14 protein-coding genes and 1 pseudogene are annotated in these 13,783 nt (G+C 56.9%); all 15 read right to left on the bottom strand.

The window, feature by feature from the left end:
• Window position 1: 1 nt before the first annotated feature.
• Window positions 2–283 carry a hypothetical protein gene (locus NI21_RS0111185; RefSeq protein WP_002588923.1) on the bottom strand — a complete coding sequence of 94 codons (282 nt, stop codon included), beginning with the start codon at window positions 281–283 and terminating at the stop codon, window positions 2–4.
• A complete protein-coding gene (locus NI21_RS0111180) occupies window positions 280–2,379 on the bottom strand; it encodes a type IA DNA topoisomerase (RefSeq protein WP_002588924.1) in 2,100 nt (699 codons plus the stop codon). The genes NI21_RS0111185 and NI21_RS0111180 overlap by 4 nt, the downstream gene beginning before the upstream one ends.
• On the bottom strand, window positions 2,360–2,578 hold the full coding sequence (locus NI21_RS17055; RefSeq protein WP_038270835.1) for a hypothetical protein: 219 nt from the start codon (window positions 2,576–2,578) through the stop codon (window positions 2,360–2,362). The genes NI21_RS0111180 and NI21_RS17055 overlap by 20 nt, the downstream gene beginning before the upstream one ends.
• Entirely contained in the window at window positions 2,575–3,348 is a 774-nt protein-coding gene (locus NI21_RS0111175) for a DUF4366 domain-containing protein (protein WP_002588925.1), read from the bottom strand. The genes NI21_RS17055 and NI21_RS0111175 overlap by 4 nt, the downstream gene beginning before the upstream one ends.
• Window positions 3,338–3,595 carry a DUF4315 family protein gene (locus tag NI21_RS0111170; RefSeq protein WP_002588926.1) on the bottom strand — a complete coding sequence of 86 codons (258 nt, stop codon included), beginning with the start codon at window positions 3,593–3,595 and terminating at the stop codon, window positions 3,338–3,340. The genes NI21_RS0111175 and NI21_RS0111170 overlap by 11 nt, the downstream gene beginning before the upstream one ends.
• Window positions 3,596–3,625: 30 nt before the next feature.
• Complete coding sequence (locus tag NI21_RS0111165) at window positions 3,626–5,362, bottom strand: CD1108 family mobile element protein (protein ID WP_002588927.1); 1,737 nt, start codon at window positions 5,360–5,362, stop codon at window positions 3,626–3,628.
• The gene (locus NI21_RS0111160) at window positions 5,355–5,723 is read right to left on the bottom strand and encodes a DUF3851 family protein (RefSeq protein WP_002578787.1); all 369 of its coding nucleotides are present in this window, start codon (window positions 5,721–5,723) and stop codon (window positions 5,355–5,357) included. Before NI21_RS0111160 ends, NI21_RS0111165 begins: the two co-directional genes overlap by 8 nt.
• A 2-nt stretch (window positions 5,724–5,725) precedes the next feature.
• On the bottom strand, window positions 5,726–8,107 hold the full coding sequence (locus NI21_RS0111155; RefSeq protein WP_002578788.1) for a VirB4-like conjugal transfer ATPase, CD1110 family: 2,382 nt from the start codon (window positions 8,105–8,107) through the stop codon (window positions 5,726–5,728).
• A gap of 10 nt (window positions 8,108–8,117) precedes the next feature.
• Complete coding sequence (locus NI21_RS0111150) at window positions 8,118–8,540, bottom strand: PrgI family protein (RefSeq protein WP_002578789.1); 423 nt, start codon at window positions 8,538–8,540, stop codon at window positions 8,118–8,120.
• Window positions 8,541–8,560: 20 nt separating this feature from the next.
• Window positions 8,561–9,430 carry a VirB6/TrbL-like conjugal transfer protein, CD1112 family gene (locus NI21_RS0111145; protein WP_002578790.1) on the bottom strand — a complete coding sequence of 290 codons (870 nt, stop codon included), beginning with the start codon at window positions 9,428–9,430 and terminating at the stop codon, window positions 8,561–8,563.
• An 83-nt stretch (window positions 9,431–9,513) separates the two neighbouring features.
• Window positions 9,514–9,600 (bottom strand): annotated as a pseudogene (locus NI21_RS16520) (Maff2 family mobile element protein); the annotation flags it as partial.
• A gap of 91 nt (window positions 9,601–9,691) precedes the next feature.
• Window positions 9,692–11,356 carry a recombinase family protein gene (locus NI21_RS0111140; protein WP_033126284.1) on the bottom strand — a complete coding sequence of 555 codons (1,665 nt, stop codon included), beginning with the start codon at window positions 11,354–11,356 and terminating at the stop codon, window positions 9,692–9,694.
• Window positions 11,357–11,362: 6 nt separating this feature from the next.
• On the bottom strand, window positions 11,363–11,560 hold the full coding sequence (locus tag NI21_RS0111135; protein ID WP_033126283.1) for a hypothetical protein: 198 nt from the start codon (window positions 11,558–11,560) through the stop codon (window positions 11,363–11,365).
• A 253-nt stretch (window positions 11,561–11,813) separates the two neighbouring features.
• Window positions 11,814–13,112: a virulence-associated E family protein gene (locus NI21_RS0111130; protein ID WP_033126282.1), complete on the bottom strand. Its 1,299-nt coding sequence runs from the start codon at window positions 13,110–13,112 to the stop codon at window positions 11,814–11,816.
• A gap of 13 nt (window positions 13,113–13,125) precedes the next feature.
• A complete protein-coding gene (locus NI21_RS0111125; protein WP_173015420.1) occupies window positions 13,126–13,773 on the bottom strand; it encodes a CHC2 zinc finger domain-containing protein in 648 nt (215 codons plus the stop codon).
• Window positions 13,774–13,783: the final 10 nt, after the last annotated feature.

Raw genomic sequence — 13,783 nt, 5'->3', positions numbered from 1 at the left:
CTTACTCATTGCCTTTCTTGGGGGTGGGCGGCCTGTATCCGGCAGCCTTGGCCAGTTCACTGGCTGCCTTACGGCGCTCGGCGCTGTAAGGTTCCCGGACGGACACACAGCGTTTGGGAACGAGAAAGGTCTGGCGGTCCTTTTTCACAATCTGGTCCGGGTATTTCTCTGCCAGTCGCCGCAGCTTCTCCAGCAGCCGGGGGTCATGGGTATAGACCTCGGCGGTGGCTTCGGCCTGGTTGTAGAGGATGATGGTTTCCTGTTCATAGCGTGAGAGCTTCATCGTTTGCCACCTTTCTGCTGGTCAAACTCCAGCTTGAAGTTGGCGTACTGCCCATCATCCGCCAACACCACAGTGGCATCGTAGGTCTTGCCGGTTTTCTCGGAGTACAAGCCCCTCACATGAGCGCGGCCATCTTTGAGCAGTGCCGTTACGATGGCTTTGGTAGGTTGCTTGTGCTTCATCTCCCACCACTTGTTGTTTTTCCAAATTGCAAATTTGCAAGATTCTGTCTGACAGAAGAAGCCTTTTTGCATTTCTGCAACCTCTCCGCCACAGCGGGGGCATTTGCCCACCACTTCGTGGGAAGGGCTGAACAAATACTCCGTTCCCTTGATAGCTTGATAGGTTCCCACAAGTTCTTTGAGCATGGCACTAATCCCAGCCATGAAATCCTCCGGGGCCAGCTCGCCACGCTCGATCTCACCCAGCCGGTACTCCCACTCAGCAGTCAGAAGGGGCGATTGCAGCTGCTCCGGCAACACGGTGATAAGGGATACCGCGTCATGGGATGGCATGAGCTGCACGGTTTTCTTGCTCTTTTTGCGCTCCAAAAAGCCGGTGGAAACCAGCTTTTCCAGAATCCCGGCGCGGGTGGCCGGGGTCCCCAGGCCCTTGCGCTCGGCATCCTCCGGCATATCGTCCTTCCCGGCAGTCTCCATTGCGGAGAGTAGCGTATCTTCGGTGAAGTGCTTGGGCGGGGTGGTCTTGCCCTCCTTGACGGTAGCACCAGAAAGGGGCAGCGTCTGACCTTCAGACAGCTCAGGCAGAGCCTTGTCCTCGGGTTCTTTGTCCTGCTCCACATTCTTCAGCCCTGCGCGATAGGCAGCGTCCAGCGCCCGCCAGCCGTAATTTTTCACTGTGCGGCCTTTGGCAGTAAACTCCGCTCCGGCGCACTCGACAACAACGGCGGTTTCCGCAAAGGTATAGGGCTGGGCCACGGCGCACAGCAGGCGCAGAGCCACCAACTCCAGCACCGCCTTTTCGCCCACCGGCAGGCCGGACAGGTCCGCGCCCTGGAGGTTGCGGGTAGGGATCACTGCATGATGGTCGGTCACTTTCTTGTCGTTGACAATCTGGGCGGCATTGCAGGCAATCTCCATGCCATTGGAAAAGGGCATCGCCCCGGCAGTGAGCTGGACCAGCTCCGGTAGACTCGCCGCCATATCCGAAGTCAGATAGCGGCTGTCCGTCCGAGGGTAGGTACAGAGCTTCTTTTCATACAAATTTTGCAGGTAGTCCAGGGTTTGCTGGGCGGTGAACCCCAGCAGCCGGTTGGCGTCCCGTTGGAGGGTGGTCAGGTCATAGAGGGCGGGCGGCTTCTCGGATTTGTTTTTGCGCCCCACTTTTTTCACTGTGGCAGCCGCACCTTGGCAGGCCGTTTTCAGCTGTTGGGCGGCAGCCTTGTCTGCCATGCGCTCCCCGGAAACGGTGAAACCGGGCAGCTCCAGTGTGACCGTGTAGAATGGCACCGGCTTGAAGGTGTCGATCTCGGCTTCTCGCTGGACAATGAGGGCCAGCGTCGGGGACATGACACGTCCGATGTTGAGGGTCCGGTGGTACAGCACGGAAAACAGCCGGGTGGCATTGATACCCACCAGCCAGTCCGCTTTGGCGCGGCAGAGGGCCGCATCCCGCAGGCCGTCATAGTCTGCACCGGGGCGCAGGTTTGCAAAGCCCTCCCGGATGGCGGAATCCTCCATTGAGGAAATCCAGAGCCGCTTCATGGGCTTCTGGCAGCCCGCCAGCTCATAGACGCTGCGGAAGATCAGCTCCCCCTCGCGTCCGGCGTCGCAGGCGTTTACCACTTCGGTCACATCCGGGGCGTTCATCAGCTGCTTCAGCACATCAAACTGTTTCTTCTTGTCCTTGCTCACCACCATCTGCCAGGGTTCCGGCAGAATGGGCAGATCGTCATAGCGCCACTTGGCGTAGTCCGGGTTATAAGCGTCGGCGTCGGCCAGACCAGCCAGATGGCCCACACACCAGCTGACCCGCCAGCCGCCGCCCTCCAGATAGCCGTCCTTGCGGGCGGTGGCCCCAATCACGGCGGCCAGACTTTGGGCAACGGACGGTTTCTCAGCGATCACCAGCTTCATGGTTTTTCATCCTCCTTTCCCGCAGCCATGCGGTCAGCTGCCGGTGGCAGAATCCCACGCAGGGCTGACCGTCACGGTAATTTCCGCAGCCATAACAGGGGTGGCCGGGAGATAAAGTAGGAGGACGGGAAGTTTCCTTCCCGCCCTCCGGCCTGCGTGTCATCATGCGTTCATAGGGGCTGTCGGTGAAGCGGGTCAAACCGTCTTGTCCTCGCTTTCCTCGTCGCCGCCCCCGTCAGCGTCCGGCTCGTCAGATTCCTCGGTCTCCCAGGAGTCCTCGTCCTCCTGATCGGTATCATCCTCGCCGTAGTCATAATCGTCCAAATTGTCGTTGCCCTTGGTCTTGGGTCTGCTTTTTACCAGCTTAAAGTAGGCAAAAGCGCCGCCGCCACCCATCAGAGCCAGCACCGCCAAAAGAATGGCCGGATTCAGTCCTGCGGGTTTCTGCGCCGGTTCTTCCGGTTCCGGGGTTTCTTCCGGGGTCTCCGGTTCCGGCTCCTTACCCGTGCAGGCGCTCATATTGGTGGCACACACCGGGCAGGCCGTATTCACCGCACCGGCCACACATTTCTCCGTACAGGTACAGGTGGCGGGCTGCTCCTGGGTGGTCTGACCGTCCTCCATCAGCGCCATCAGGTCCGCCTCGTCCACCTGGTTTAAGAAGTGGACAGCGGTTTCCTTGTCCTCGTTGGCCCGGTCAATGAGGATGTAGAAGTAGTTGCCTGCCTTGGTGGTGACGGTGATGAGCTGCTTGTTGTCGCCGAAATCATCCACCAGGGCGGCGTTGCCATCCGGGGTCAGGGCCGGACTGTCCTCGGTTTCCTCCACGACCACATTGCTGTCGTTGGTGGCATCCTCCGCCGGAAGTTCTTCCGTTCCCTGGGCAAAGGCAGTCACGGAAAGGCCCATCATCAGCACCAGGGCGGCGCAGAGGGCCGAAAGGGTTTTGAAAATTTTCTTATTCTTCATGGTCGGTATCCTCCTGTTCGTTGTAGTTGGCGGAGGCAGCGGCCATGCCAGGGACCGTACCACCGGAGAGCATGGCGTTCAGCTGCTCCGGGGTCAGCCGCAGGGCGCGCACCATCTGAACGATTTCCAGGTTCTCCGCCTCGGTTTTCTGCGCCTCCAGGGTTTTCAGCTTGTCCTGGTACTCCGCGATCTTCTCGCGGACCTTGGCAATCTCCTGGTCAATGCGCTGGATTTTGTTCTTAGCCATTTCAATCACTCCTTTTCTCATAAATCGGCCTTACCAGTTCATCAGGCCGTAGCCCTTGATGCACTCGTAGGACAGGGAATAACTCTTGATCTTGCAGGCGTCGCCAGAATTGCCCTCCACGGTGTAGACCCGGCTGCCGTCTGTGCCGACCACAAGGCCCACATGGTCGGCGCTGCCATCCAGGTCCCAGTCAAAGAAGATGGCGTCGCCGGGGGCGATATTGGCGTAATCACGCCCGCCCCATTGTCCGTGAGACTGGAACCACGGAATACCCTGGGACTGGCAGGCGGCAAAGCGCGGCTCGGACAGCCCCATCTGGCCGTAGCACCAGGACACGAAGCAGGCGCACCATTCCACACGGGAATTGAAGCCGTACCAGCTCCAGTAGGGCTGACCGCCCACATTGCCCACCTGACTTTTGGCTATGTCCACCACGGCCTGATTGCCGGGGCGGGTGCCGTTGACGAATACCACGCCGGTCAGGTCCTCGGAGTTGCTCGTATCCGGGGAGCCGCCGCCGAAGATCAGCGGCTTGTTGCCCAGCGTCTGCCGGTACACCTGGTACATTTCCAGCTGTTCCGGGGTTAGCAGCTCCGAAGCCACGGAAGATATGGGCTTGCTGGTGAGCTTCACATTCAGAATGTAATACTCATACGGGACTTCCTCGGTGGTCGTCTCGCCGGTCACGGGGTCCGTGGAAGTTTCGGTGCGGTATCGTATCTCCACTTCCTCGGTAAGCGTCAGTTCATACTGTGCGTCGAACACGCGCTCCAGCTCGGCCTGGGCGCTCTGCCGGGTATAGCCTTGCAGCACGGCGGACAGGTAGGCTGCCAGCTCATGGGGGTCATGCCCGATCATATCCAGGTCATAGCGGTACTCGTCATACCCCGGATGGCTGCTTTCGATGTTGTCGATCTCGGCTTGCAGCGCCGTTTCTTTGGCAGCGTAGTCGGCCTCCACCGCCACCAGCTCAGGATCATCCGACGGGTAGGTGGTGCCGGACACCACGGAACCGATACTCTGCGCCATCATGGAGCAGGAGGACATGGTGTTGAGCAGCATACAGACCAGCAGGAAGATCGCACCCGCAATCAAAAAGCCCTTTTTGTGGCGCATGACAAACGCGCCCGCTTGCTGGGCTTTCTCCTTGACCGCCTTGGCCGCCATGCCGGTGGCCTCCGCAGTCTTGGCGGTGTTCCCGACAGCTTGACCGGCGCGCTTGGCGGCAGCGTATTCCTTTTTGATGGCCTGTTTCTGCTGCCAGCGGGAGATGGGGTTGCTGGCAAGCTGGGGATTTTCCCGCAGGGACTTCTGATACAAGGCGTTCACATTGGCCTTCTCCAGCTTCTGCTCGGCCTGGGCCGCCTTGCGGTAGGGCTTCAACTTGTGGCTGCGGTAGCCTTCCCGTGCAAGCCTAACGCCGGTCTCGGCAGCCTCCTCGGACTTGTGGGCGCTCTCCACGCCCACATTGTCCTGTTCGGTCTCCCGGATTTCCTTGTGGAGCTTCCCCAGAGCGGCATTGGCGGGGGTATCCCGCACCGCATGGGACAATTTGGAGGGCGGCTTCTTCTTGTCCTCCAGCACCAGCTTGGTGGTCACTTTGCCGGTCTCCGGGTCCACCGTCTTTTGCCGGACCTGCTTTTTGGGGATTTTGGCCTGCGCCTTGTCTGCTTTGGCGGCGGCCTTGTCCGCCTTACGGATGGGCTTCTCCAGAGCCGGGTCAGCCCGTTCCTCGTCCGTAAAGCGCAGGCGCGGTTCCTTATTCAAACCATTCCCCCAACATGAGGGAGGCCGTCATGTAGCGCAGCTCCACATAGACGGCCAGCCCCACAGGGTCACGGGAGGGGTGCTGAAGCAGATGGGCGTAGATCTGCGCCACCACATTGGCCAGCAGCTCGGACTGCCCGCCCTCGAAGATGACGATGGCCGGGACGCCGTTCATGGCGCACCAGATTTCCGTCAGGCGCAGCAGGCCCGCTTCGCCGTCCTCGTTCAGCTCCGCAGCCTGATCCGCCGCCGTGCGGGTCTCGCTGACGGCATCGGCCAGCTCGGTGAGCAGCTGGGTGCGCTCACCCTCCAGGGCATCGTCAAAAAACATCATGGTATTCAGTTCGGTGTTGGGTTTCATGGTCATTCATCCTCCTTTTTCAGTTCCTGGGGTTTGGTGGTCATAATGCGGTACAGCTCGGTGTTCTTGGGGAAATGGTCCACGAAAGGCAGGATCGTGGAGCCATAGAACAGCAGGCCCTCGCCCTCGCTGGAGTGGGTCACATAGGAAAGCTGGTGAGGGGAAATGCCCAGCTGCTTGGCGAGAATCTGCCGGTCCCCGCCCGCCTGGTTGAGCATATACACGAAGTCGGAGTTCTCAAAGATGTTCTCCACCTCGCGGGAAGAAAGCAAGTCTTTGACATTCTGCGTGATGCCGGTGGGGATGCCGCCCCATTTTCTGAACCGCTTCCAAATCTCCACCGTGTAGGCGGCGGTCTGTTCCTCTTTCAGCAGCAGGTGCATCTCGTCGATGTAGTAACGGGTGGATTTGTGGGCAGCACGGTTGATGGTAACGCGGTTCCACACTTGGTCCTGGACCACCAGCATACCGATCTTTTTCAGCTGCTTGCCCAGCTCCTTGATGTCGTAGCAGACGATACGGTTGTTGATGTCCACATTGCTCTGATGGTTAAACACATTGAGGGAGCCGGTCACATAGATTTCCAGCGCCGTGGCGATGTACTGCGCCTCTTTCTCGTCCTGCGCCCGCAGCAGGTTGTAGAGGTCCTCCAGGATGGGCATATTCTCCGGGCGGGGGTCATTGAGATAGTCCTGATACACCAGCCGCACACAGCGGTCAATGATGGTTTTCTGAACCGGCTGCAAGCCCTCTTTGCCGCCTACGATCAGCTCGCACAGAGACAGGATGAAGTCGGACTTGAGAGACAGCGGACTTTCATCGTCCGAGTAGTCCAGGTTCAAATCCATAGGGTTAATGTAATTGCTGCTGGTGGGCGAAATCTTGATGACCTGCCCATGCAGGCGCTCCACCAAGGGCGCGTACTCGGCCTCCGGGTCGCAGATAATGATGTCATCATTGGTGAGCAGGAAACAGTTGGCGATCTCGCGCTTGGCGCTGAAGGACTTGCCGGAACCAGGGGTGCCGAGAATCAGTCCATTGGGGTTTTTCAGCAGCTTGCGGTCCACCATGATGAGGTTGTTGGACAGGGCGTTGATACCGTAGTACAGCGCCTCTTTGCCGTTCTGGAAAAGCTCCTGGGTGGTGAACGGAACAAAGATAGCCGTGGAACTGGTGGTCAGCCCCCGCTGAATCTCGATCTGATTGAGGCCCAAGGGCAGCGCAGACATCAGCCCTTCTTCCTGCTGGAAGTCAAGCCTTGTCAGCTGGCAGTTGTACTTCTGTGCGATGGAACTGGCCTGGAACACATTGTTGCCCAGCTGCCGGGGATTGTCCGCCGTGTTCAGCACCAGGAAGGTCACAAGGAACATTCGCTCGTTTCGGCTCTGCAAATCCTGCAAGAGCTTCTTGGCCTCGGCACCGTAGGTGGCAAGGTCGGAGGGAATGATGTCCATGTCATATCCGGCGCGGACGGCTTTTTTCTGTTCCTCAATTTTGGATTTATCCAGGTCGGTGATTTTCCGCTTGACCGTCTTGATGGCCTTGATCTGATCTACGGACTGGATATGCAGGCTGACGATCAGAGAGCTTTCCATATCCAGAAAATCCGCCAGCATCCGGTCATTCAGCTCCGGGGCGAGGATCTGCAAAAAAGAAACAGCCCCGTATTTTTTACCCATACGGAACTGTTTGCCGGTGCGGAACTCGAAGCCGGACGGCGCGATGAAATCCTTGGTGGACAGACCGGACGGAGCCAGCCAGTCCCATTCAAAGCGGAACGGCACCTGTTCATCCATGTGGAAAATGCCGTGAAGCTGTGCCAGCCGCGCCTTGCCGTCCAGGGTCTCGGCGGCCACGCCCAGGCGTTTGAAGTTGTTGAGAATGTCGGTCTCAATGCGCTCCAGACGGGGCTTGGCGGCCTTGAGGCTGTCGGCGTCGATGCCGAAAGTCAGGTACTTGGTCTTGATAAGACCGTTGTTGCCTCTTGCCAGCTGGTTTTGCAGCATGGTGGTGTACTCCACCCGGATGCTGTCAAAATCATCCCCCTGGAGAGGAATGTTGATGGCGCGGGCAAAGGTCTCCTCAGAGGCTGCCAGGTTCAAAAAGGACAGCTGGAACTGAATGGAGCTGTCGAAGTAGTTGAGGAAATCGCACCAGCCCTCGAAGATCGCTGTCTTGTCCTCGTTCTGCGAGAGCTGATAGTTGATGTCCTGGAATTGGATGGTCTTTGTGTAGCGGCTGCCTGCCACACGGCAGATGCCGTCCGGCCACATCCGTTCATAGGGGATACTGTCCTGAGCCGATTTTTTCTTTTTGTCTGTGCGATTGGCACGGGCAATGGCAGCCTCGATCTGCTTTCTGTCGGCGCGGGACAGCTTTTTCATCTTTTTCTGATTAACCGGCTGCGCGGTCTTTTCGTCTTTTCCGAACAGCCGGTGCAGCCAGCTTTTGATTACCGTGAACAATGTCATACACCTCCTTGTCGAGTTTTTCCTGCCGTTCCAAAACGGCATAGAAGTTGTTGGTCTGATACGGGCGCTCCTTGGGCCGGATGACGGCCACCTTGATGATATTGCCCACGATCTTTTCCAGGGGCTGACCGTGTTTTTCATACATCGCCAGCATGAAGAAGGGCAGCATGACCAGCATCATACACATGGCAGCCACGCTGTTTCCCACAGGCCCCCGGAGCAGGAAGAAAAGCGGTACGCCGATCAGCGCACCGCCGCCGAAGCAGACAAGCTGCCTCTTGGTTAAGTTGAACGCGACCTTGGTTTTGACTTTCGTAAGATCCTTGGGTACAGGTACATAAGCCAAAGGGATTACCTCCTTCCTGGTTAATGTGCATTGAAAACGGATTTTGCGAGGCTGCCGGTCTTAAAGAGCGTAAAGCACAACAGGACCGTATAGCCCACGCAGCTCCAGATGGCCATAATGATGTCGGATTCGGTGGCAATACTCTGCACCAGCACGGCGTAGATCGCCACACAGACGATGATGAGAAATGCCTGGAAGCCCAGGGCGATCAACGAGCGCAGATAGTTCTGGCCCATACCGCCCCATTCCTTGCCCATCATGGTGGCCATAGGGATGGGAGCCACCGAGGTCACAAGGTAAATCTCAATCATACGGCCATAAATCACGATAAAGATACAAATGTAAAGCGCCCACATGGTAATGCCGATAAAGAGCGACTGGAACCACAGGCCGAACAGCGGCCCCAGGTCCATATCCATCAGCCGGGACTCCATATCGGTCATGACAGAGGAGATGTCGATGGAAGCGTCGGAACCGATGATGCCCGCCGCCTGCGCCACCACACTTTGAGCTGCGTCAAACACGCCCATCACGATGTTCCAGGTGTTTGAGACGATGAGGATGGCAGCGGCAGATTTGAACACCCATTTGAAGATCATCCAGGTGTCCACATCATGCAGGTTGTTCTTGTCGGTAATCATCTGAATCAGCTCCAGCGTCATCACGATAGCCAGGATCACGCCAGCAATCGGCACCATGATGGAGTTGGAGAGATTTTGGATCATGCTGAAAATACTCCCGTTCCAGCCCTGAGGGGTCTGGCCCACCTGTGTCGCAATGTCTGCGACCTGCTGGTTCACGCTATCGAACATCCCCGATAAGTTGCTCATAATGCCGCCTACCAACATTTCCTTGAGCCAGTCAGTAAGGGCATCGAGTAAGAAATCCATACGGTGTCAACCTCCTTTCAGCCGCCCCCGCTTGGGGGCAGGGGCGGCAAGGATTTCTTATGACAGCTTAACGACGGGAGCGATCAGACGGTGAACAGGCTGGAGAGCAGGGGTACGAGGACCATGCCGACCACGGCGACGCCAGCGCCAGCCATGAGCTGTTTTATCCCCAAATAGGTGTAGGAAAACGGCTCGATGGCGGGCGGCGGCGTGTCAAGAAATATCTATGGAGTTTTTAAGAACCGCCCCGGCGGGGGCAGGTCAGGCCGTGACCTGCTCCACTTCCGGGATGGGTTTGAGATTGAAATGAATTTCGATAGAAATGTGTCTTGTCTTATCGCTGTCTATACTCTCATGGACAACGATTTCTTTAATCAGGCGGTTTAAGGTGGCGGCGTCCAGTTCCGTGATGTCGGCGTATTCCTGAATGGCTTCCACCCATTGGCGGGCGTCACACGCAAGCCGGATTTCATCGGCCAGCTTTTTCCGGCCTTCCTCAACCCTTGCCTTCAACTCGGCCTGTTCCGCCTGCGTCTTTTCCATCAGCAGATTGAAGTTCGCTTCGCTGATACGTCCGGCAACCATGTCCTCATACAGCCGCAGCACCATCTTTTCCAGAACGTCAATCCGTTCCTCGTCTTTGGTAAGGGAACGCTCCAATGCTTCCCGCTGGCCTTTCTGCTCTGCTTCGCAGGTATCGGTCAGCTTCCCGGCAACGGCTTCCCCGTCCATCAGGGCGGCTCTGGCGCACTCCCGGATTTTGTTCAGTACAAGGCTGTAAAGGGTGTCGTACTCAACCCGGTGCTGGGTACAGTGCTGTTTCCCGTAGGCGTTGTAGGTCTTACAGGAATAAATCTGCTTCGGGTGCTTGTCGTTGGTGTAGCGGATCGTCAGCGACTTCCCGCACTCGCCGCACTTGATAAGCCCCGCAAACAGGCTGATTTCCCCGGTCTGGCGGGGGCGCTGCCGGGATTTCAGCTTGCGCTGCACGATGTCAAAGGTCTTGCGGTCAACAAGCGGCTCATGCTGGTTCTCCACCACAATCCAGTCCTCCGGCTTCTTCTCCCCGATGGTGCCGATTTTGAAGCGGTATTCCTTCTTCTGGGAAGCGATAGCGCCGGTGTAGACGGGGTTCATCAGGATGTCCTTAATCACGGAGAAATCCCACATATACCGCCCGTTTACCGGGTCTTTCTTTTCCCACTTGGTTGACACGTTCCGAAAGCCCCGCACCCGGTTCCAGTAGGTCGGGCATGGGATTTTTTCTTCTTCCAGCCTGCGCCGGATGTAGTTGGGGCCGTGTCCTTCCAGCGCCCACGCAAACAGACGCCGGACAATGGGGGCCGTTTCCTCATCAATCAGCAGATGGTTTTTGTCCTCCGGGTCTTTCCGATACCCGAAGGGGGCAAGGCAGCCGGTAAACTGGCCTTTCTGCGCTTTCAGCAGATAAGAGGAATGAACCTTCTTGGAAATGTCCTTGCTGTACATCTCGTTGAGGATGTTCTTGAACGGCGCAATGTCGTTGTTGTCCCGCATGGTGTCGATACCGTCATTCATGGCGATATACCGGACGCCGTGGCGGGGGAAGAAATCTTCAATCAGGAAGCCGGTCTGCAAGTAATTCCTACCCAGTCTGGATAGGTCTTTCGTGACCACAAGGTTTATCTGCCTGCGCTCGATGGCTTTCAACATCCGTTTCAGGTCGGGGCGCTCCATGTTCAGCCCCGTGTAGCCATCGTCCTGATAGACTGCAACAACCTCCCATCCCTGCTTCTCGCAGTAGGTTTCCAGCATATCCCGCTGGTTTGCAATGCTGGCGCTCTCCCCGTCAAGGTCATCGTCCTTGGAAAGCCTGCAATAGATAGCCGCCCGGAAGCTGCCCGCCAGTATTGCGTCCATGCCTGTATATTCCATTCCGTTCATCATAACCGTTTACCCGCACAATCCAGACGGAACACGGTCACTCTGAACCTTGTCTTTATTATACTCTAAATCTTGCTTTTTCGCAAGATATTCTTTATTATTTCTCTGGCTGTATTTCTGTGCAATCAGGCTCACGAAAACATCCGTAGCGTCCAGTTCGCCGTCAAATACCGTTGTGACATGGATTTCAGTTTTGCTTTTTGCCATAGGCAGTTACCTCCATAAATAAAATAAGCCAGACAGGAGAAGGTCGGCAACGAAGTCCGGCAACGGTCTTCAAAAAACCTCGAAAACAATCTCTGTCTGGCGGGTTACTGTTTATTTACTTTTTCTTTTATTTTTCTGTTGCTTTGGTTGTCAGAGGGGAGAAAAGCCCGCAGTTACGGTCTTTTTCCCGGCAACCGGCTCGGCAACGGGATAGCAACGGGGTCGGCAACCGGCTGTGATTTCTCCGGATTATTCAGAAGGGAAGTTCCATCTGCTCCGTGACTTCCACAAATCCGTCCGGCGTTTTTTCACGCCCGTTGTCAGCGCCCGTTGCCGGGGCTTCTCGTTCCCAGCCCTTTTGCCTGCCGTACCCTTCAAATATCCGGGGATTGGAGAAATACTTCCATCCCGTGATACAGTGGTTCATGATGTCGTTGACTTCCCGGATTTCCCATTGCTTCGGCTCGTCAAAGGGGTGGTTCAGGGCTTCCTTGAAAAGCTGCTTAGAGCATACGGCGCTGCCAGTGTAGCGGTCAAGGTACGCCTGTATCATCCCGGCCTTGGTGTCCTCCGGCATGAAATCCCGCTGGTGTTCTTTGAGGTACTGTATCATTTCGGGTGTAAAAGACAGCTTAAAATCGCCGCTTTTGTAGGTTGTCATGGCTTCCGCCCATACCTGTTCCAGATAGGCTCTGGAAGCGGCTTCATCGTCCAAAATGTGTACCTCGGCCTGTCCGGGGTAGACCATGACCGGCAGGAAGCGCCGGTTCCCGGAACGGTCAAGGGGCAGGAAGTCCAGCGCATTGGAAGTCCCGCCGAACACGCATTGCCGCAGCCTGTCCTCCGGGTGGGTTTCGTAGGGGATTTTATAGACCTCCTTCTGGCGGCTTAAAAATGACTTGATTTCCTCTATGCTCTTGGCGTTTGCGGTGGCAATCATCTCCGACATTTCAATTATCCAGTGGCCTTGTAGCTTGCGGTACACGTTATCATCGTCCAACTTCCGCAAATCATCGGAAAACCACTCGTCTTTTACGGCCAGCAGCCGGAAGAAGGTGGATTTCCCGGCTCCCTGACCGCCAACCAGACAGAGCATGACCTCAAACTTACAGCCGGGGCAGAATGCCCGGTGGATGGCTCCCAGCAGGAACAGCCGCAGGGAATGGTAAGTGAAGTTGTCTGTGTCGGCTCCCAGAAAGTGACGCAGGCAGTAGCGGATACGCTCTTTCCCGTCCCAGACAAGGCCGTTCAGGTAGTCCCGGATGGGATGGTAGCTGTTGGCGTCTGCGGCCAGATCAGCGGCGTCTGCTATCTTTTTCTCGCTTGTCAGGCCGTAGGTATCTTCCAGATACAGCCGGATATATTTCATGTCCGTGTCGGTCATGGCCTTGCTGCCGGTTCTGCGTTTCCTGCCGATGGGCTTTAGAAGGTCAATACGCTCGGTCAGGAGATTTTTTGCAACCGCCCCGGAAAGAATGGGGTCATACTGGAACACGGTCAGGCAGTTGTGGATACTGTTCCGCACGCCGCCTTTCTCGGTGCCCTCCAGCATGGCTTTCACTTCCTCAACGCTCCGGGGCGGGGGTGCGGCTTCGATGGTGTCCGTCACGGCCTGCCGCAGTTCTGGCGGCAAGGTCTGCCATTCTCCGCTCAAGGTTCCTCACTTCCTTTCCGTAGCTGGCAATCAGGGCAGCCCGTTCCCCTATGTCGGAGAACAGCAGCACATCCAGCAGATATTCCACATGGGATTGTTTCTGCAAGGCTTCCACGAAAAGCGGGTGCCATTCTTCCTCCGGCGTCTTTGGGGCATAGTCCCGCTTCCAGCAGCGCAGCAGATTGTGATAGTCGGACAGTACCCGGAAACAGTGGCGCTCCATGCGCTTAAATTGATGTTCCGGGCTTTCCTGACGTGGCTTCCGCTTCGGGCGGCTCCTGCTTGGCGGCTCCCTGTCCTCATAGGGGATGGAGAAGTCCTGCGCCAGCATGAGGGCGGCTTCTTTGGGGCTGACGTTTTCCAGACGGGAAACAAAGTCAATCACATCCCCGTCTGCCTGACAGCCGAAGCAATGGAAACGCCGGTCAACCTTCATGCTGGGGTTTTTATCGTCATGGAAAGGGCAGACGCACATCCCGTTTCTCCCTACCCGGATACCGTAATGCTCGGCGGCCTGCCGGGTGGAAACAGACTGCTTCACGGCTTCAAATACGTTCAATAGGCAAATC

Source organism: Eubacterium sp. ER2 (assembly GCF_000765215.1).
GTDB lineage: Bacteria > Bacillota > Clostridia > Lachnospirales > Lachnospiraceae > Claveliimonas > Claveliimonas intestinigallinarum.
The sequence above is the reverse complement of the archived record's forward strand: the minus strand, read 5'-3'. Positions and strand labels throughout refer to the sequence as shown.